This is a genomic window from Porcipelethomonas ammoniilytica, from assembly GCF_025567485.1.
GTDB lineage: Bacteria > Bacillota > Clostridia > Oscillospirales > Ruminococcaceae > Porcipelethomonas > Porcipelethomonas ammoniilytica.
Window position 1 is genome coordinate 208,862 of sequence record NZ_JAOQKH010000003.1, and the last position, 18,611, is coordinate 227,472.

General features: G+C 38.6%; 22 protein-coding genes. 18 read left to right on the forward strand and 4 right to left on the reverse strand.

The window, feature by feature from the left end:
* Window positions 1-157: 157 nt before the first annotated feature.
* Window positions 158-367 carry a hypothetical protein gene (locus OCV67_RS04080; protein ID WP_147642586.1) on the reverse strand — a complete coding sequence of 70 codons (210 nt, stop codon included), beginning with the start codon at window positions 365-367 and terminating at the stop codon, window positions 158-160.
* A 249-nt stretch (window positions 368-616) separates the two neighbouring features.
* On the reverse strand, window positions 617-1,510 hold the full coding sequence (locus OCV67_RS04085) for a LysR family transcriptional regulator (RefSeq protein ID WP_147642587.1): 894 nt from the start codon (window positions 1,508-1,510) through the stop codon (window positions 617-619).
* 123 nt (window positions 1,511-1,633) lie between these two features.
* Between OCV67_RS04085 and OCV67_RS04090 the strand changes: the two genes are divergently transcribed.
* From OCV67_RS04090 to OCV67_RS04175, 18 genes are all read left to right on the forward strand, one after another.
* Entirely contained in the window at window positions 1,634-2,137 is a 504-nt protein-coding gene (locus OCV67_RS04090; protein ID WP_147642588.1) for a flavodoxin, read from the forward strand.
* Window positions 2,138-2,149: 12 nt separating this feature from the next.
* Window positions 2,150-3,112, forward strand: coding sequence for an aldo/keto reductase (locus OCV67_RS04095; RefSeq protein ID WP_147642589.1), 963 nt, complete (start codon window positions 2,150-2,152; stop codon window positions 3,110-3,112).
* 140 nt (window positions 3,113-3,252) lie between these two features.
* On the forward strand, window positions 3,253-4,092 hold the full coding sequence (locus tag OCV67_RS04100) for an aldo/keto reductase (protein ID WP_147642590.1): 840 nt from the start codon (window positions 3,253-3,255) through the stop codon (window positions 4,090-4,092).
* A gap of 174 nt (window positions 4,093-4,266) precedes the next feature.
* Window positions 4,267-5,175: a DUF368 domain-containing protein gene (locus tag OCV67_RS04105; protein WP_147642591.1), complete on the forward strand. Its 909-nt coding sequence runs from the start codon at window positions 4,267-4,269 to the stop codon at window positions 5,173-5,175.
* A gap of 42 nt (window positions 5,176-5,217) precedes the next feature.
* Window positions 5,218-6,675, forward strand: a complete 1,458-nt coding sequence (locus tag OCV67_RS04110; protein WP_147642592.1) for a sensor histidine kinase — start codon at window positions 5,218-5,220, stop codon at window positions 6,673-6,675.
* Complete coding sequence (locus tag OCV67_RS04115) at window positions 6,668-7,357, forward strand: response regulator transcription factor (RefSeq protein WP_147642593.1); 690 nt, start codon at window positions 6,668-6,670, stop codon at window positions 7,355-7,357. Before OCV67_RS04110 ends, OCV67_RS04115 begins: the two co-directional genes overlap by 8 nt.
* Window positions 7,358-7,368: 11 nt before the next feature.
* Complete coding sequence (locus OCV67_RS04120; RefSeq protein ID WP_147642594.1) at window positions 7,369-8,226, forward strand: EamA family transporter; 858 nt, start codon at window positions 7,369-7,371, stop codon at window positions 8,224-8,226.
* A 157-nt stretch (window positions 8,227-8,383) separates the two neighbouring features.
* Window positions 8,384-9,217 carry a hypothetical protein gene (locus tag OCV67_RS04125; RefSeq protein WP_147642595.1) on the forward strand — a complete coding sequence of 278 codons (834 nt, stop codon included), beginning with the start codon at window positions 8,384-8,386 and terminating at the stop codon, window positions 9,215-9,217.
* Window positions 9,218-9,357: 140 nt separating this feature from the next.
* Window positions 9,358-10,077 carry an ABC transporter ATP-binding protein gene (locus OCV67_RS04130; RefSeq protein WP_147642596.1) on the forward strand — a complete coding sequence of 240 codons (720 nt, stop codon included), beginning with the start codon at window positions 9,358-9,360 and terminating at the stop codon, window positions 10,075-10,077.
* Window positions 10,074-10,811 carry an ABC transporter permease gene (locus tag OCV67_RS04135; RefSeq protein WP_147642597.1) on the forward strand — a complete coding sequence of 246 codons (738 nt, stop codon included), beginning with the start codon at window positions 10,074-10,076 and terminating at the stop codon, window positions 10,809-10,811. The genes OCV67_RS04130 and OCV67_RS04135 overlap by 4 nt, the downstream gene beginning before the upstream one ends.
* Window positions 10,812-10,895: 84 nt before the next feature.
* Window positions 10,896-12,092, forward strand: coding sequence for a glycosyltransferase family 4 protein (locus OCV67_RS04140; RefSeq protein ID WP_178084989.1), 1,197 nt, complete (start codon window positions 10,896-10,898; stop codon window positions 12,090-12,092).
* Window positions 12,049-12,624, forward strand: a complete 576-nt coding sequence (locus OCV67_RS04145; RefSeq protein WP_147642599.1) for a zinc dependent phospholipase C family protein — start codon at window positions 12,049-12,051, stop codon at window positions 12,622-12,624. The genes OCV67_RS04140 and OCV67_RS04145 overlap by 44 nt, the downstream gene beginning before the upstream one ends.
* Window positions 12,599-13,684: a bifunctional glycosyltransferase family 2/GtrA family protein gene (locus OCV67_RS04150; protein ID WP_262644261.1), complete on the forward strand. Its 1,086-nt coding sequence runs from the start codon at window positions 12,599-12,601 to the stop codon at window positions 13,682-13,684. Before OCV67_RS04145 ends, OCV67_RS04150 begins: the two co-directional genes overlap by 26 nt.
* Window positions 13,662-14,219, forward strand: coding sequence for a phosphatase PAP2 family protein (locus tag OCV67_RS04155; RefSeq protein ID WP_147642601.1), 558 nt, complete (start codon window positions 13,662-13,664; stop codon window positions 14,217-14,219). Before OCV67_RS04150 ends, OCV67_RS04155 begins: the two co-directional genes overlap by 23 nt.
* Window positions 14,219-15,262 carry a phosphodiester glycosidase family protein gene (locus OCV67_RS04160; protein ID WP_147642602.1) on the forward strand — a complete coding sequence of 348 codons (1,044 nt, stop codon included), beginning with the start codon at window positions 14,219-14,221 and terminating at the stop codon, window positions 15,260-15,262. Before OCV67_RS04155 ends, OCV67_RS04160 begins: the two co-directional genes overlap by 1 nt.
* Window positions 15,259-15,462, forward strand: coding sequence for a hypothetical protein (locus OCV67_RS04165; RefSeq protein WP_147642603.1), 204 nt, complete (start codon window positions 15,259-15,261; stop codon window positions 15,460-15,462). Before OCV67_RS04160 ends, OCV67_RS04165 begins: the two co-directional genes overlap by 4 nt.
* Window positions 15,463-15,475: 13 nt before the next feature.
* Entirely contained in the window at window positions 15,476-16,078 is a 603-nt protein-coding gene (locus OCV67_RS04170; protein ID WP_147642604.1) for a TVP38/TMEM64 family protein, read from the forward strand.
* A 10-nt stretch (window positions 16,079-16,088) separates the two neighbouring features.
* The gene (locus tag OCV67_RS04175) at window positions 16,089-17,096 is read left to right on the forward strand and encodes a glycosyltransferase (RefSeq protein ID WP_147642605.1); all 1,008 of its coding nucleotides are present in this window, start codon (window positions 16,089-16,091) and stop codon (window positions 17,094-17,096) included.
* 270 nt (window positions 17,097-17,366) lie between these two features.
* On the opposite strand, the gene OCV67_RS04180 is transcribed toward OCV67_RS04175, so the two are convergent.
* Window positions 17,367-17,690 (reverse strand): MptD family putative ECF transporter S component, encoded by a 324-nt coding sequence (locus tag OCV67_RS04180; RefSeq protein ID WP_262644263.1) that lies wholly within the window; start codon window positions 17,688-17,690, stop codon window positions 17,367-17,369.
* Window positions 17,691-17,947: 257 nt separating this feature from the next.
* The coding region (locus OCV67_RS04185; RefSeq protein ID WP_147642607.1) for an ABC transporter ATP-binding protein at window positions 17,948-18,611 on the reverse strand (664 nt) is incomplete at its 5' end.

Below are 18,611 nucleotides of genomic sequence, written 5' to 3' on the forward strand. Positions count from 1 at the left end.
CTAAAATACGTTGCTTTTGCTGTTATCATGATAACAGTGGCAACGTTTTGGCAACAATTCTCGGTTATCGGCAACAATAATATATTATTTGTTTGAAAAGATAAGAGCTATCTGATTCGTTTGGGAATCGGATAGCTCTTTTTTGTTATTGCTATGATTACTTGATTTTCTTCTTTGCTGTTACTTTGAGTTCATCACTATGCAACAACTCTTGTTTGAGAAAATCACCATTCTCATATGTTCGCTTTTCAAACGGATTTCCTCTTCCATCAATTCCTTTTTCAAATGTGCCTCTTCCGTCAGGAACATTTAACGTGAAACTGGATTCGCCGGAATTTGCAGGAACAAGCTTGTTTTTCTTTTTCATTAGAACACCCCCTTTGCCAAAGTGTATAATCATATTTTTATTATATCACTAATATATAAAAGTGTCAATTGACATTATATCCAAATAAAGTATTACAGCGAGAGCGCAATTTCCATAATTCAGCTTGAAAACGGCGAAAAGACCGAATTTGTAAACACTCGAATCCGGCGGACGCGGACGATGTTCCCAATATTTCAGAATTGTAATTGAGGGCAGAATTAAAACTTGACAAAAATAAGAGTCATCGTATCATTCATTTCTAAGAGCTTTTACTCTCTCAACAAACCTGAGTACATCTTTCGGTGCATCAAAGCTGTAAAGCAGACCGTAAGGTATGCTGTAGTCCCAGTTTACCGGAATGGAAACAAGTCCGGGGTGAACCTCCTGCCAGCATTCAATGGTCAGCAGAACCTTTCCGGTTTCCGCACAGCGGTTGAATACAGATAAATCGTAAAACTGCGGTGTGTCCTCAATGCGAATCTTCGGGTGATACCTTTGCAGATCATTGCGTATAAAATCGTTCACCCCCGAATCTCCCTGCTTTACCATCATAAGCGTTTCGCCGTATAGGTCTTGAAGGTCCATGCGGCTTTTTTTTGCAAGATGATGTTCCCGGGACACAGCAATCATTTTCTGGTATCGACCCAGCGGAAGAAAATTACAGCGGGAAAGCCACGCTTTTGAATCGCATACGCCAATCAGAAAGTCAAACTTTTTCCCCAGTTTCTCAATTTCCGAAAGTATCCCCTCATGATTATCCTCAAAAGGTACAAGATGCAGTTTATACTCGGGGAAGTCTTTGTTCACACAATACCAGATATCCATAAATGGCTTAGCAGGATTCAGCAGTGATGTGCCGACGCAAAAGGTAGTATCGTTTGCATAAACACTTTCCTTTGCTTCCGCAATGGATTTGTGGGAATAGTCTATCATAAACTTAGCATTCCGGTATATTATTTCACCAGCCGAAGTCAGCTGTACACCCGAAGGAGTGCGTTCAATCAGTTTCAGTTCCAGGTGATTTTCCAGTGCATTCATCTGTTTCATAATGGCTGTGGGAGAGATATACAGCTGCTGCGATGCTTTTGTAAAGCTGCCGCAGTCAGCAACTGCGATAAACGTATCAAGCATATGGTTATACATACTCAGCCTCCGTATAGTATCAACTAATAGTTTATACTATAATAACATATCGGAGATTCCATGTCAAGCTGTCATGTGATATAATAAAGATACAATAAACAAAGCACACGGAGGGATATGTAAATGTCAGATAAACTTGTGGCATTTTATTCAAGAGCCGACGAAAACTACGTAAGCGGCATGATAAAAAATCTAGATATCGGCAATACGGAAATTGCAGCCAGTATTATCGCAGAGTTGACAGGTGCAGACACATTCAAAATCGAACAGGCACATCCTTATTCCAAAAACTACAACGAATGTATTGCACAGGCACAGGCTGATCAGAATCTCAATGCCCGTCCGGAGCTGAAAGCTTATCCGGAAACGATGGAACAATACAGTGAGATATATCTCGGTTTCCCCAACTACTGGGGTACAATGCCAATGGCGGTATTTACTTTTCTGGAGCATTTTGATTTCAGCGGAAAGATTATTAAGCCATTCTGCACTCATGAGGGAAGCGGTCTGGGCGGAAGCATAAATGATATCAGAAAGCTATGTCCGGAAGCGAAGGTGGAAACGGGACTTGCCATTCGTGGCGGCAGTGTGAAGATGTCTAAAGCAGAGATTGAAAAATGGATTTGAGGAGGAAAAGTAATGAAATATGTACAGCTTGGCAATTCAGAAATTAAGGTATCACAGCTATGTGTTGGCTGCATGAGTTTTGGCAGACCGTCTGAGGATTTTCATCAATGGACACTAAATCCTCAAGAAACTGAAACAATTATTAGAAAAGCTCTTGATCTTGGAATCAACTTTTTTGATACCGCCAATGTATATTCTCATGGCACAAGCGAGGAATATCTCGGTCAGGCTTTGAAGAAAAATATTGCTCGTGATAAGGCAGTGATTGCCACAAAAGTTTACTTTAATGAAGGGAATCTCTCAAAAGAAGCGATAAACCGTGAGATTGACAGTTCGCTGAAACGTCTGGGCACAGATTATGTAGATCTGTATATCATACATAGATTTGATTATGATACTCCGATTGAAGAAACAATGGAAGCGCTCGACGGACTTGTTAAATCCGGAAAAGTACGTGCTTTGGGTGCTTCTGCAATGTACGGTTATCAGTTTCATAATATGCAGCTTGCCGCTGAGAAAAACGGCTGGACAAAATTTATTTCCATGCAGAATCATTATAATTTGCTGTACCGTGAGGACGAACGTGAAATGATTCCGGTTTGCAGACAGTATAATGTATCACTCACGCCTTACAGTCCCCTTGCGTCCGGAAGACTTTCACGTCTTGAATGGCATACCGATACAAAACGCAGTCAGACTGATAAAACAGCTGCTCAGAAATATGACAGCATGCAGGAAAAGGACTCTTGCATTGTAAAGCGTGTGGCGGAGATTGCTAAAAAATACGATGCTACAATGTCTCAGATTTCAATAGCGTGGCTGCTTGCAAAGGGAGTGACTTCTCCGATTATCGGCGCAACGAAAGCAAAATACTTTGATGATGCAGCAGGAGCACTGGATATTTCACTCTCTCAGGAAGATATTGCTTATCTTGAAGAATTATATATTCCACATAAAATAGTGGGAGCATTGTGATAAGGAGAAAATTACATTATTAATATAAAGGCAATGAGCGATAATAGAATTAGATTTTTTAAGCTTGTACTCGGAACATTGCTTATCAAAAAACCCCGGCGTATGAACTGGTTTGTGAAATGGGAAGGAGTAATTTGTATATGGAATATATAACATTGAATAATGGCGTAAAAATGCCAAAACTTGGTTATGGTGTGTATCAGATCGACCCGGCGGAGGCGGAAAGATGCGTCCTTGATGCAATTTCTGTTGGCTACCGTTCTATTGATACGGCGCAGGCTTACAGTAACGAAGAAGGCGTAGGAAACGCAATTGTAAAGTGCGGCATTCCTCGTGAGGAGCTGTTCATCACTACGAAAGTATGGATAAGCAATTCAGGATATGAAAAGGCTAAAACGTCAATTGAGGAATCCCTGCGCAAGCTAAAAACGGACTATATTGACCTGTTGCTGATCCATCAGCCATTCGGAGATTATTATGGTACTTATCGTGCCATGGAAGAGGCATACAAAGCCGGCAAGGTGAAAGCGATAGGCGTGTCCAACTTCTATCCGGACAGATTTATTGATATTCACCATTTTGCTGAGATCAAACCGGCAGTCAATCAGGTGGAAACTCATGTGTTCCAGCAGCAGAAGACTGCGAAAGAATATCTCAAAAAGTGCGGTGCACAGATTGAATCCTGGGGACCTTTTGCAGAGGGGAAAAATGACTACTTCAACAATCCTGTTTTAAAGGAAATCGGTGCAAAACACGGAAAGTCAGCAGCACAGGTCGCTTTGCGTTTTCTGATGCAGAGCGATGTGGTCGTGATTCCCAAATCCACCCATAAGGAACGTATGGAGGAGAATTTCAACGTTTTCGACTTTACTCTGACAGCAGAGGAAATGGAAGCCGTTGAAGCGCTGGACGGTGGTGAAAGTCTGTTTTTCTCCCACTATGACCCGGAAATCGTGGAATGGTTTATGACAATGGCATAAAAAGCAACGACTGATAATTTTATGAGCTGATGTACCTTAATGAAAGGTACATCAGCTCTTTTTCAGTTTAAAAACAGTTTAACAATATTTTATCTCTGGTTGAATTATAGTTTCAATTCGTTTGAATTTTCTGATGTATCATGGAAAAAACGAACGATAAAGGAGTAGTTTATTATGAAAAAAATTCTGACATTCATTTACGGTTTCTGTATGGCACTGGCTGACAGTGTCCCGGGAGTGTCCGGCGGAACAGTAGCATTTTTACTTGGATTCTACGACAATTTTGTAGGATCGTTGGATGATTTAATTTCAGGTACAAAAGAAAAAAGAATTTCTGCAATAAAATATCTGATAAAGCTTGGCATTGGCTGGACTATTGGATTTGGACTTGCCGTTATAATTCTGGCAAACGTCTTTGAAACGCATATTTATCAGATTTCTTCATTATTCATGGGATTTATTATTTTTGCAATTCCCATTGTGATTATCGAAGAAAAAGGCTGTCTGAAAGAAAAAATCAACAGAATATTTTTTGTAATGATAGGTATTGTACTGGTATCCGTCATTACATATTTCAATCCGGTTGGCGTCGGGAATGGTATGAATTTGAGCAACCCAAATATATTAACATTTGTATATGTATTTGTCTGCGGAGCAATTGCAATTTGTGCTATGATTCTGCCGGGAATATCTGGGTCAACGCTGCTTTTGATTTTCGGAATTTATCTGCCAATTGTCACAGCAATCAAGGATATTCTGCATTTCAATTTTCACGCACTGCCAATCGTGATCGCATTTGGATTGGGCGTGGTTACCGGAGTGATATCAATTATCAAGATCATCAGAAAAGCTCTTGATAAGCACAGAGCGGCAACGGTGTATCTCATTATCGGACTTATGCTCGGTTCACTGTATGCAATTGTAATGGGACCAACTACTCTTGATATGCCACAGCCATCGCTTTCCATTGACACATTCAGTTTTGTATTTTTTATCATTGGCGGTGCTGTGATTATGGGTATGCAGACTATGAAAATTGTGTATGCAAAGTCAGAACAGATTGACGAGAAAACTACAGTATGATATAATAAATACTGATAATATAAGAAACGAGCTGATTCAGCTATGACGATAAAAAAACGTCTGTTTATTTCCAATACCCTGATGCTGATCATTCCGGCACTGGTAAGTATACTTATTATTTTAATATCCATGTTTCTGTTTATGAATTTATTTTACAAGCAGTTTATGGACGAAACAGTAAAAGAAAACAACCTTTCGTATATCCATGAACTTCTTGTGGAGCAGTCAAAGGAATTTCTGGACAGCAATGAAGATATTACAGATTCCAAACTATATCATACTATTGAAAAGTATCTTTCATCTCAGGAAATGAAGCTAGATATTTATGATGATACAGGAATTGTTTGTACCATAGGCAGCAGCAACAAAAGCCAAACGGAAGCTGTACTTATTTCTGCAATGGAAAGCTTAGGTGGTGAAGGCAATATTTCAATGAATGGAAGCTGTCTTTACGGAGAAAAAATTCTGGTAAATGGTGAAACCTATCACGTTCTTATTTATAGCAGCAGTGAAATACAAGAAAGCCAATACAATGAATTTCTGGTAAAAAATATTATTGTAATTCTTTGCATCATGATTATCGCTGCGGTAATTGTCACAAACCGTTTTCTTACAAAGTTTGTTTTCAGAAAAATAGAAGCTCCGTTGGATATTCTCACAGACGGTGTCCATCAGATTCGTGACGGAAATCTGGATTATCGCATTACATATAACGAACAGGACGAGTTTCAGAGTGTCTGTGAGGATTTTAACGATATGGCTGTAAGATTAAGAGAATCCGTAGAGATCACTCAGAAAAACGAGCAGAATCGTAAGGAACTGATTGCAGGAATTTCTCACGATCTGAGAACACCGCTGACTTCTATTAAAGCGTATATTGAGGGGCTGCTGGAGGGTGTTGCGGCAACACCGCAGATGCAGCAGAAATACATGATAACCATCCTGTCGAAAGCAAACGACATCGACCGCATGGTAGACAAGTTGTTTTTGTTTTCAAAGCTTGATCTTGGTGATTGTCCTTTTTATCCTGAGAAGCTGAACATTGGACAAGAAATTCTCTCTGTCGTCACATCAAATCAAAAGGAATATCAGGAAAAGGGTATGCAGATTCTTTGCAAAGATATTCCGCAGGATCTGGAGGTTTATGCTGATCCAGTTCAGCTGCGCAGTGCCATTACCAACATTCTGGAAAACAGTCTGAAATACAAAGACAGCGAAACAGTAGCTGTAGAGATTTATTGTGAAAATTCCACTGAAGATGTAAGTGTCATCATTGAGGATAATGGTCCCGGAGTTCCGTCAGAGGCACTGCCGAAGCTGTTTGATGTATTTTATCGCAGTGATTCGTCAAGGAATAATCCAAATAAAGGCAGCGGACTAGGGCTTGCCATTACTTCAAAAATTCTGGAACGCTTCGGCGGCTCGATTCACGCAGAAAATTTACAGCCAAAGGGTTTGCGTATCGTGATGACAATTCCAAAGGAGGAGCAGCATGAGTAAAATTTTAATTATAGAAGATGATATTGCCATTGCTGAAATTGAACGAGATTATCTTGAAATCAATGGATTTGAGGTAAAAATTGAAACTGACGGTGTAAGCGGAATGAATACGGCATTAAAAGGCGGATTTCAGCTGGTTCTGCTTGATTTAATGCTGCCTGAAATTGATGGTTTCACCGTATGTCGGAGCTTGCGGGAACATCTGGATATACCTATTCTTATGGTAACAGCCAAAAAAGAAGATATTGATAAGATCAGAGGTCTGGGACTTGGCGCAGACGATTACATCGTAAAACCCTTTTCGCCGGGAGAACTTGTTGCAAGAGTACAGGCACATATTGCAACCTACAACAGACTGAAAGGCGGCATACAGGAGATTCAGCCGGAAATAACAGTAGGTGCGATTCGTATCAATCCGAAATCACATCGTGTATTTGTAAAGGAAAAGGAAATCAGCTTGAAAAATAAAGAGTATGAACTGTTGCTTTTTCTGGTGACAAATGCAGATATGGTTTTTGATAAGGAAACGCTGTATGAGCGAATATGGGGCATGGACTCTGTCGGTGATAATGCAACAGTGGCAGTTCATATTAACAGGCTTCGTGAAAAAATCGAGGACGATCCTTCCGATCCGCATTATATTGAAACAGTTTGGGGTGCGGGATATCGTTTCAGAGCGTAGGTGATGTGCCTGTGTGGATTACGTTTGCATTTGGTTCAGCTCTTTTTGCCGGAGTTACTGCCGTGCTTGCAAAGATTGGAATCAAAAATATAGATTCCACAGTTGCCACGGCTATCAGGACAATTATAGTTTTGATTTTTTCCTGGCTGATGGTCTGGCTCACCGGAGCTTTTCAAGACATTGACAGCATTTCAGGAAAAACGCTGTTATTTCTGATATTATCAGGACTTTCAACCGGAGGCAGTTGGCTTTGCTATTTTAAAGCTTTGCAAATAGGTAATGTAAACAAGGTTGCGCCAATTGATAAGTCAAGTACGATACTGACGATGTTGCTTGCTTTCCTTGTTCTTGGGGAAAAACTCAGTGCAGTCAAAGTTATTTGTATGCTTTTGATTGGTATTGGCACTTATTTCATGATAACCAAAAAGCAGTCCGACAATGAAACAAAAGGCTGGGGCTGGTTATGGTACGCTGTTCTGTCAGCAGTATTTGCAAGTCTGACATCAATTCTCGGGAAAATCGGAATAAGTGAAATTAATTCCAATCTTGGTACTGCCATAAGGACAATTGTTGTGCTGATTATGGCATGGCTCATGGTTTTCGTAACAGGTAAACAAAGTGAAATCAAAGCTATCAGTAAACGAAATATGCTGTTTATATGCCTTTCCGGATTGACCACTGGATTGTCATGGCTGTGTTATTATAAGGCTTTGCAGGACGGTCAGGCAAGTGTAGTTGTGCCGATTGATAAACTGAGTATTCTGGTGACGATTGCTTTTTCTTACTTTGTGCTGAAAGAAAAGCTGACGAAAAAATCCATGATTGGTCTTGTTCTGATAACTGCGGGAACGCTGCTGCTGGTAAAATAATAGATTATGATACGTACATCTTCGGATGTGCGTATTTTTTATATAAGTTTTAATGCCATTTTATCTTTTGTTTATAATTGGGTTAGCGTTAGTTTATTGTGTGGTTTTATAATAAAGTCAACCTCGAAAGAGGAAAACAACGAAAGGATTGATTCAAATGAAAGCAAAGAAAATAACAGCAGCTTGCATGGCAGCAGGTTTGGCACTGATGGGAACGGCAGGTGTTGTTTCCTATGCAGCAGGTAATCCATATGAGAATTACAAATCGGCTGTAGTAAATACCATCAGCGAGGACAATCTGACTGTCAATGCCGCTGTTCAGATGAAGCAGAATGGAAAAGTCATTGCAAGCGGCAATGCAGTTTACGAAAAGTCTGCCGGAGTTCAGTATGCAAGTGTTGTGGCAGATGTCGCAGGACAAAACATGGTACAGGAGGAGTATTCCGACTGTAATATAAAGGTTAAAAGCGACGGCAGCAGATACACCGAAAAAAGCCGCAAGGAAAAGCGTGATGAAAACGAGATGCTTACTCCTAATATGATTAAGCTTGCGGAAATGACAGCGGATTTGTTTGTGGGAGATCTGAGCAATCAGTTCGTTTCACACGGTGATACGATTTCAGTGTCGCTGACCGATGTTCAGATTCCGGAGATTGCAAATGTGGCCGCTTCCGCCTTTACGGAGATGAACGCAGGAATAAATAATGAAAACGGCAAAAATGATTTAGGAGATATACTGCTGCAGGAATTTCCTATTACGCAGAATGCCAGAATTGAAAGCGTCACCATGGATGCAGACATTGCAAAAGGAAATTTGTCTGCACAGAATATGACAATTGTTATCAGCGGTCAGACATCGGATGGCAAAGATACACAGATTGATATTACAATAAATGCAAATGTTTCAGATATCGGCTCTACAACACCGCAGATGATAGACACATCATCTCTGCAAAAATCATCTTCGCTCGAAAATGAGAATGATGATTGATTTATACTAGGCTCTCAAAAGCCTTTGGCTTTTATGCCGTGTTTGCAATAGAGGGCAGTATATAACAGAAATTGTTTCCCGATAAAATTAACCGCCGGATTTTTTCGGCGGCTTTCGGGGAAAATATAGGAGTGGTAAAAATGTATGCAATAGAAGCAATAAATCTTACCAAAAAGTATAAAAATCAGCGTGGAGCAGAAAATATATCCCTAACAATAGAACAAGGTGAAATTTACGGTTTGTTAGGACCAAATGGATGCGGAAAAACAACCATCATGAAGATGCTCGTTGGGTTGCTTCATGCAGATAGCGGAGAATTCAGAATATTTGAAAAAAAGCCTGATGAGGAAATTGATGTCATGTCGCAGGTGGGCTGTATGATTGAAAATCCGGTTTTTTATCCATATCTTACAGCATATGAAAATTTGAAAATTCTGCTTAAGTTTTATCCGGAACTTTCACAAAAGCGAATTGATGAAGTCCTGGAGGAACTGGAGCTTACCAAATATAAGGATGAACCTGTTGGAAAATTCTCAATGGGAATGAAACAGCGGCTGGGCTTTGGAGCGGCAATCCTGCACAAACCAAAACTACTTATTCTGGACGAACCTACAAATGGATTGGACATAAAAGGAACAGCAAAAATTCGTCATATTCTGAAAGCATATACACAAAGCGGAGGTACGATTCTGATTTCCAGTCATATTGCAGACGAAATTCAGCGTATATGTACAAAGGCCGCAGTTATGATGGATGGTAATATCATAGATAAAAGCAGTATAACTACTGCTATTATAGAATACGGAAGCGTAGAAGACTATTATTTACATATTATAAATGAAAAGGAGGCAGCAGAATGAATACATTGTGCATTTGTTCAAAAAATGAAATCTATAAAATATTTCAAAGAAAAAAGTATTGGATTATTCTGACTGTCACATTGGGAATTACGGTATGCGGAGCATTAATCGGGTTAATTTCAAACAGTATTGTTTCATTTTCTTCACAGAATTATCCTTATGCAATTCTTTCCCTATGCTGTTATGTATTTGTCCCCTTTACAGCGTTAATGCTTTCATCTGATTTGATTTCAAGTGAATGTGAGCGAAATGAATTGAGATTTCTTTTAACAAAACATGCCAGCCGTACAGAACTTCTTTTCGGCAAGCTTGCGGCAATAATGGTTTATGAGTTTTTCCTGACTGCTGCAAATGTGATTGCAGCGTTAATATTCAGTCTGATATTTTCAGGCTTTACATCAGTAAATATATTTGCCGTTCTGATGTCAGTCGTCATTACAGTAATTCCAATAGCAGCTTTTGTTTCTTTTGCAGGTATTATATCTGTATTCTGCAAAAACGGAATATCTGCCTTTGGGATGGGAGTTGCAGCTTATGGCGGATTTACGCTTCTGGGGCTTGTTTTTTCAAGAATCAGCAGCTCGATTTTTACAAGCTATCTTACACTGTATAAAATGATTATCGGACAGAATGTACCGGTGTTCCGGCTGTTTTTAGGTATTGGCGTTCTTCTTGGCTTTTCACTCCTGTTTCTTTCCGCTGCAAGTATGAAGTTTGAGAAAAGAGAATTCTGATTTTACATATATTTTATATTATTATGATAGCGATGTTATGTAATTGATTTATAATGCAGACAGAAAATGAAAAGGAGAAAAAATATGAAGATACTGATTACAGCCGATTGTTATACGCCAACGATAAACGGTGTGGTTACGTCAATTCTCAATCTTGAAACGGAACTGCGCAGATTGGGACATGATGTAAAAATACTTTGTCCGTCAGAGAATTTTCATAGCAGTGAAAGCGAAAATGTATATAGAATTGGTTCTGTAGGAGTAGGCAGGATTTACAGCGGAGCAAGAGCAGCCTTACGTATCAGTCAGAGCCATCTGCAAAAGCTGATTGATTGGAAACCGGATATTATTCATTCGCAGTCTGAATTTTCTTCTTTTATTATGGCAAAGAGAATTGCGGCGGAGGTAAATTGCCCAATCGTTCATACTTATCATACGGTTTACGAAAACTATACCCACTATTTCTCACCCAGTATTACTTTGGGAAGAAAGGCGGTAATAGTGATGACAAAGCGGATTCTTCGCCATACTAAAGCAGTCATTGCACCCAGTCAAAAAATCGAAAGACTACTGAAAGATTATGGCATAGAGCAACCGATAAAAGTTATTCCTACAGGTCTTAGATTGAAAAAATTTTCTGATGAAATTTCGGTAAACATAATAAATGAATTGAAAGCTAAACTTGGCATACCGCTAAAAAGCAGGGTTCTGATTACTGTCGGCAGAGCTGCTAAGGAAAAGAACATTGATGAGCTGATAAGATATTTTAAACGACTGGATATAGAAAATACAGTTTTTGTAATTGTAGGAGGCGGACCTTATCTTGATGCTCTGAAAGATCTTGCTTATGCTGAAAACATATCTGACAAGATGATTTTTACAGGTGCAGTTGAGCCGGAAAACATTGCTGCTTATTACAGATTGGGAGATATATTTCTCAGTGCCTCTCAGAGTGAAACGCAGGGACTGACCTATATTGAAGCACTGGCAAGCGGTTTACCTGCTGTATGCCGAAGAGATGATTGTCTGAATGACGTGATAACAAACGGCAAAAACGGCGGACAATACACAGATTTCAAAGAATTTTCGGAACTGATCAGAACATTTTTATTTAACGATGAGTTGTATAAAAGCATGTCTGAAAACGCAGTACAGACAGCTCAAAAATATTCCGCAGAAAAGTTTGCAAAGGATGTCGAAACAGTCTACATGGAAATCTTAGAAAAGAGGAATCATTATGAAATTACGAACACATTTTATAATTGCGAAAATTGCAGCTGAACATACAGGATTTACATTTTTGGAAAAAACTGCATTTTGTATAGGTTCACTTATTCCTGATTTATCACCTATGCAGTTTGTACACCGTCACTTTTATGCAAAATCCGGCAAATATGTACAAAAAAAGCTGGAACGAATTTCAGGAAGGAATTCTTTATTTACGCTGCTTGTATACGGAAAAATGGCACATTATGTCAGTGACTTTTGCTGCTCTGTACATTCCGGCGGAGCTATCGGGAATATTCGTGAGCATATTCTTTATGAGTGTGCATTGAATTGCTATGCTTTTGAAAAGTATGATTTGCTGAAATCAGAATGTGAAAGCCGGATAGAGCAGCAGGATCTGACATCTGTTCTGGATTGTTATCATCACAGTCAGAAATACGATTTTCATACAGATTTGAGTTTTGCAGTCAGAGCGTGTGTTAATGTCTGCATGAAGGTATATTATCCACAAAAAAAGCAAGCTGTAATTCAATCCGGAATTGGTGACGGAGGTGTTTATTATGGTTGTCGTAATTCCAGCATATGAACCAAATGAGGAACTGGAAAATCTGGTATCCGAATTGAATTGTATGAATTATAGAATTGTCATTGTCAACGATGGCAGTTCTCCTGATAAAAACGTAATATTTGAAAGATTAAAGGATAAAGCTACGATACTGCATCATACTGTCAATTATGGAAAAGGCAGAGCAATTAAAACAGCACTGCATTATATTTCAGAGCATATGCCTGAAGAAAGCGGAGTTGTTACTGTTGATGCTGACGGACAACATCAATCGAATGATATAGTATCTGTTTGTCAGTCACTTCGATATCATAATGAAAAACTGATACTTGGTGTCAGAAAATTTGAGGGAAAAGTTCCTTTAAGAAGCAGATTTGGAAATGCAGTTACCCGGGCAGTCTTTTCTTTGGCAAGCGGTAAAAAGTTATGGGATACACAAACAGGTCTGCGTGCGTTTCGGACAGAATTGATTCCTTTTATGTTAAATATAAAAGGAGATCGATATGAATATGAAATGAATATGCTGCTCAACTGTGTTGAATGTGGAGTAGATTGGGTAGAAGTTCCTATAAGAACGGTTTATCTTAATGACAGGAATACATATTCACATTTTCATCCTTTCAAAGATTCTCTGCGAATCTATCAATCTATTTTAAAATTTTCAGGCTCATCTTTTATATCTTTCGTGTTGGATTATATTCTTTTTAATATTTTTTCACTTTTCCTTGGAATATTATCTTTCAGGAATCCTATATTTTTTAGCAATATCTTAGCACGAGTTATCAGCTGCGGATTTAATTATCATCTGAATAAAAAATATGTCTTTCATTCATACGGAAACCATATGAAAGCACTGAAATATTTCACGTTGGCATTCGGCATTTTAGCCGCAAATACTGTGTTATTACAGATATTAACAACTATCGGGATCCCTGCATTTTCCGCCAAAATTATAACGGAGATCATACTTTTTATCGGCAGTATGTTGGTACAACGATTCCTGATATTTATACCTGAAAAGAACAAAATATCATATCAAAGATCAGAGAGGACACATCATGCAGACAATTACAAATATTGATTTACGTTTATTAAATTGGATCCACGAACATTTGGCTTGCTCCTTTCTCGATTTTCTTATGCCTAAAATCACATTTCTTGGCAATGGAGGATTGATATGGATTGCAGCAGCAATTATCATGATATTTTTCAAAAAATATCGAAAAATAGGAATCATGATTGGAACGGGTTTGTCCGCAGGCGTTATCATTGGTAATATTTTGCTGAAAAATCTTATTGCAAGAGAACGTCCCTGTTGGATCAATGAAACGGTGCAAATGTTGATTTCTACACCTCAGGACTATTCTTTTCCGTCAGGACATACACTATCCTCTTTTGTTGCAGCTACAATTATTATGCACTCTGACAGGCGAATGGGAATAGCAGCTTATGTGTTTGCTTCAATAATTGCATTTTCGAGATTGTATCTTTATGTTCACTTTCCAACGGATATACTGGCAGGTACACTGCTTGGAATTATAATTGGGTTGATAGTTTGCAAATTTTTCAATATTCTTTCACATAATCATTTATCCTTATGGGAGGCTAAGAAATAATGATAAAACGACTCATTATACTTATTACTGATATTGCAATTGCAGTTAGTTTGTTACTGGGGATTTGGATTTATTATTACAAAGCACCACGTTATGGAGTACATGCAGTACCATCTTTAGAAGATATTATTTATCAGAGTGAAAATTCAGGAAAAACTTCATATAACAATAATGATAATAATTATCCTGCTACGCGTGTTATTGCAGCTACAGGGGATTGGCATCAAAAATTTGCGAATCATTTTTCAAATACTGTAATTATTACAGATAACAAATATAAAAGTCCAAACCTCTCTATTGAATTAAGCTATGGAAATATTGAAACCAATCGGCTTGATATGTCGGAAAAAGGAAAACATAAAAAATACGGTACCAAGATAGCCTATACCCTTGCAGATATTTATATCGGTGATATTACTTGTATTCAGACTGCTTTTGCTCAGGATACTTATGGTATTGGATACTCAGAAAAATTAACAGATATGTCAGCAAGATTGAAGTCTGTTTTAGCGATAAACGGTGATTCTTATAGTAATAACCGTCATAGAAATAATGGAACAATTATCCGAAATGGTGTGATTTACCGTAATGCAGATACAGATATGGAAACATGTGTGCTGAATTGGGACGGAACGATGAAGATATATACCCCGCAGGAATTAGATACTCAGACATTGATTGACACCGGTGCATATCAAAGCTGGGTCTTTGGTCCAAGCCTTCTGGATGAAAACGGAAAAGCCAAAACAGATTTTCTAACATGGGACTATATCCTGGAATCCCACCCACGAACTGCAATCGGATACTATGAGCCGGGACATTATTGTTTTCTATTGGTAGACGGAAGAAAAAAGAATTATTCCAGAGGTATGTTTACTGACGAAATGTCACAGTTTTTTGAAGACTTAGGATGTAAAGCAGCTTACAATCTGGATGGAGGGCATTGTTCCTTTATGACCTACGGAGACAAGTTCATAAATCATCCTTACAAGTCAGAACATAAGATTCAGGATGGGATATTTATTACGGAGGGATTATCATGAAAATAAAGAATATCTTTTTGTATATATTATCCAATGGATTGATAATATTTGGACTTACATCACTTGTAATCAAAATATTGGATTGGTATAATCCATTTATGGATTTTTCCGGACATTCAGATATTATACAATGTCTGCTGATTGCTTTTGCAATTATAACAGGAGTATTTTATCTTTTTTCAAAACAAAAAAAGAAATAGATCAGAGGTACGTATGCAAAAGATTATGGAATGGATTTCTATCCATAAACGAATAATTTGTTTTGTTTCGTTACTGGTAACGTCTGCTCTGTCTGTTTATTGGTATAAATCGGGCATATTGACCGATGAAATAAAAATGCGTCATATGCTCGATTCAACTGGGATCTTTGCACCTATATTTTTTATAATTGTACAGGCAGTACAAGTTATTATTCCAATATTACCAGGTGCTGTAGGATGTGCGTTTGGCGTTGCTTTTTTCGGGGCTGTCAAAGGGTTTCTGTATAATTATATCGGGATCTGTATCGGATCTATATGCGCTTTCCTAATAGCAAGAGCATATGGACAGAATTTTGTGAAAAGCATCACCAGTAAAAGATTTTTCCAGAAGTACAACCGATATCTTACTGATAAGAATCGCTTTGAAAAATTATTTGCGCTGTTGATTTTTCTGCCAGTTGCTCCGGATGATTTTCTTTGTTATCTTGCCGGCATCAGCAGTATGTCTTTCAGGAAGTTTACGCTGATTATCCTGCTTGGCAAACCGGCGGCAATTTTGCTGTACAGCATGGGATTATATAAAATTTTTCAATTTATACCACTGTTTATAAAATAGGGGGGACAGCATGAAAGTATATATTTATTCTGAGATGCAGGATAAAATCGAAAAAAGCGGTGTTGGCAGAGCAATTTATCACCAAAAAATGAGTTTACGATTAAATGGTATAGTGTGTGTAGATAGTTATAAAGACGCTGATGTTATACATATCAATACTGTTTTTTTGAAGTCCGTTTTTCTTGCCCTGAAAGCCAAAAAACTTGGGATACCCATTGTGTATCATGCGCATTCAACTAAAGAAGATTTCCGCAATTCCTATATCGGATCAAATTTATTTGCGGGATTATTTAAGCGTTGGATCACATTTTGCTATAATCTCGGTGACATCATAATAACTCCAAGTGAATATTCAAAAAAACTTCTTGCAAGCTATAATATCAATAAAGAGATACAGGTCATTTCCAATGGAATTGATTTGAATGAATATCGAAAAAATGAACTTGCTGGAAAAACATTCAGATATCACTATGGATATAGTGATACTGATAAAATCATAATGTCAGCCGGATTAATCATTAAGAGAAAAGGTATTCTTGATTTTATAGAATTAGCAAAGCGAATGCCGGAATATCAGTTCATATGGTTTGGAACTGCTGATTTGCGCTTTGCTGGAAAAGAAATTCGCAAAGCTGTTTCAGAAAAAATCCCTAACCTTACTTTTGCTGGTTATGTTAATTCCAAACAATTGCAGGCAGCATACAGCGGGTCGGATTTGTTTCTGTTTCCATCATATGAGGAAACAGAAGGTATTGTTGTATTGGAAGCATTGGCAATGAAAATTCCACTACTATTGCGAGATATTCCTGTTTATAACGGTTGGCTGGAAAAAGGAAGAGATGTATATCAGGCAAAAAAATTAGATGATTTCGAAAAGATTGCCAGAAACATACTAGAACATAAGTTACCTGATTTAACAGAACAAGGATATCAGATAATTCAAAAGAAAAATATTCATTACATAGGAAATATACTTTTTAATGTATATAATAAAGTAATAAATACTAAAATAATGTAAAGTAGAGTGTTGGAAGATAAGTCATCATAAAACATTTTTATCTGACGGTACATTTCATTTGGTGATGGTGGAGTATGATCCCACAGCATAAGCAGGAAAGCAATCAGAAAATGACCTGCACTTTTCACTTGCCCGCTGATGCCGACAATCACAATACAACTTGTAAAAAGAACAATTTCAATCCACAGGGAATGACTAAGCATCAAAAGGAGTTTTACCAAAAGCAGCAGTAATAATTTTGTGCGAGGGTCAAAAGTTAGTTGCCGATACTCATACCATTCCGACCTTTTCAAAATGCTTTCTGAACAGCTTTTTGCTGACCACACAGCCAATCAGAGAAAAGATAACCATACCGGCGATCATCACAAGCAGTACCCAAATCGGAAGAAAACCGCCCAACAGGTTTTCAGAGAAGAACACATAGCTTAAAACATTCAGCTTCGGATTGCGGAATTTTCCTATCCCCGCAATAACTTCCGCCAGGATGCCAGCCACACTGCCGGTCAGAATCACAATCCAGATGTTACCTTGTAGCAGCAGGAACAGGCAGGGTAGAATCGCCGCAATAAAGTTCCATTGGCAAAGTGTTTCCAAGTGTATGGAATGATTTAAAAATTGTCCTGTGCTTTGTCGTATTTGTCGTGATCGAAATGTGCTGTATGCCGGTTCCTGTCCTGTATCTGTGTATGTCCAGCCTGATTGCGCGCTGATTGCTGCCCCAGTCTATATGATGCTGCTGGCAAAAGCGCCCGTACATGGCCCGATCAATTATTCTTTGTTTTTTCTACTCCCGACGGCATAAATGCTCCAAATGGCAACGAATCTTATACTGCCCATTCCTGGCTCTTTGTCTAAATCTCATAGAGTTTGCGATATGTTCCAGGTTTCTCCATCAGCTTATTGTGAGAACCGCACTCTGCAAAATGGCCGTTTTCCAAAACGATAATCTGATTGGCGACTACAATCGTGCGGAGTCTGTGAGCAATAACAAGAACCGTCTTTCCGGCAATCAACCGGGAGATGGCCTCCTGAATCAGCACTTCATTTTCTGGGTCAAGGCTTGCTGTTGCTTCGTCAAGCAAAATAATAGGTGCATACTTTAAGAGAGTACGGGCAATGGAAATCCGCTGACGTTCACCGCCGGACAAGTTGCTGCCATTCTCGCCCAACATAGTGTGATACCCATCCGGCAATTTCTGGACAAACTCGTCACAACAGGCCACTTTTGCTGCGGCAATCACTTCAGCTTCAGTAGCGTCCGAGCGGCCCATTCGTATATTATCCATAATGCTCTGTTTGAACAGGAAGTTATCCTGGAATACAAAGCTCACAGTTTCCATCAGGGAAGCACTTTCCATATCCCGTATATCAATGCCGCCGATGTTGATTGTTCCCTGTTCCACACCGTAAAGCATGGCTGGACTTGGTGCTATACTAAAAAAGTGGACAGCAAAAAGCGAAAGATGGTATAATAATAAAAAAAGGAGAGAAACACATGGAAAACACCAAGTATAC

Excerpts from the sequence above, each read along its gene's own strand:
- OCV67_RS04080 (WP_147642586.1), bottom strand. The coding sequence starts at position 367 with ATGAAAAAGAAAAACAAGCTTGTTCCTGCAAATTCCGGCGAATCCAGT.
- OCV67_RS04085 (WP_147642587.1), bottom strand. The coding sequence starts at position 1,510 with ATGTATAACCATATGCTTGATACGTTTATCGCAGTTGCTGACTGCGGC.
- OCV67_RS04090 (WP_147642588.1), top strand. The coding sequence starts at position 1,634 with ATGTCAGATAAACTTGTGGCATTTTATTCAAGAGCCGACGAAAACTAC.
- OCV67_RS04095 (WP_147642589.1), top strand. The coding sequence starts at position 2,150 with ATGAAATATGTACAGCTTGGCAATTCAGAAATTAAGGTATCACAGCTA.
- OCV67_RS04100 (WP_147642590.1), top strand. The coding sequence starts at position 3,253 with ATGGAATATATAACATTGAATAATGGCGTAAAAATGCCAAAACTTGGT.
- OCV67_RS04105 (WP_147642591.1), top strand. The coding sequence starts at position 4,267 with ATGAAAAAAATTCTGACATTCATTTACGGTTTCTGTATGGCACTGGCT.
- OCV67_RS04110 (WP_147642592.1), top strand. The coding sequence starts at position 5,218 with ATGACGATAAAAAAACGTCTGTTTATTTCCAATACCCTGATGCTGATC.
- OCV67_RS04115 (WP_147642593.1), top strand. The coding sequence starts at position 6,668 with ATGAGTAAAATTTTAATTATAGAAGATGATATTGCCATTGCTGAAATT.
- OCV67_RS04125 (WP_147642595.1), top strand. The coding sequence starts at position 8,384 with ATGAAAGCAAAGAAAATAACAGCAGCTTGCATGGCAGCAGGTTTGGCA.
- OCV67_RS04130 (WP_147642596.1), top strand. The coding sequence starts at position 9,358 with ATGTATGCAATAGAAGCAATAAATCTTACCAAAAAGTATAAAAATCAG.
- OCV67_RS04135 (WP_147642597.1), top strand. The coding sequence starts at position 10,074 with ATGAATACATTGTGCATTTGTTCAAAAAATGAAATCTATAAAATATTT.
- OCV67_RS04140 (WP_178084989.1), top strand. The coding sequence starts at position 10,896 with ATGAAGATACTGATTACAGCCGATTGTTATACGCCAACGATAAACGGT.
- OCV67_RS04145 (WP_147642599.1), top strand. The coding sequence starts at position 12,049 with ATGAAATTACGAACACATTTTATAATTGCGAAAATTGCAGCTGAACAT.
- OCV67_RS04150 (WP_262644261.1), top strand. The coding sequence starts at position 12,599 with ATGGTTGTCGTAATTCCAGCATATGAACCAAATGAGGAACTGGAAAAT.
- OCV67_RS04155 (WP_147642601.1), top strand. The coding sequence starts at position 13,662 with ATGCAGACAATTACAAATATTGATTTACGTTTATTAAATTGGATCCAC.
- OCV67_RS04160 (WP_147642602.1), top strand. The coding sequence starts at position 14,219 with ATGATAAAACGACTCATTATACTTATTACTGATATTGCAATTGCAGTT.
- OCV67_RS04165 (WP_147642603.1), top strand. The coding sequence starts at position 15,259 with ATGAAAATAAAGAATATCTTTTTGTATATATTATCCAATGGATTGATA.
- OCV67_RS04170 (WP_147642604.1), top strand. The coding sequence starts at position 15,476 with ATGCAAAAGATTATGGAATGGATTTCTATCCATAAACGAATAATTTGT.
- OCV67_RS04175 (WP_147642605.1), top strand. The coding sequence starts at position 16,089 with ATGAAAGTATATATTTATTCTGAGATGCAGGATAAAATCGAAAAAAGC.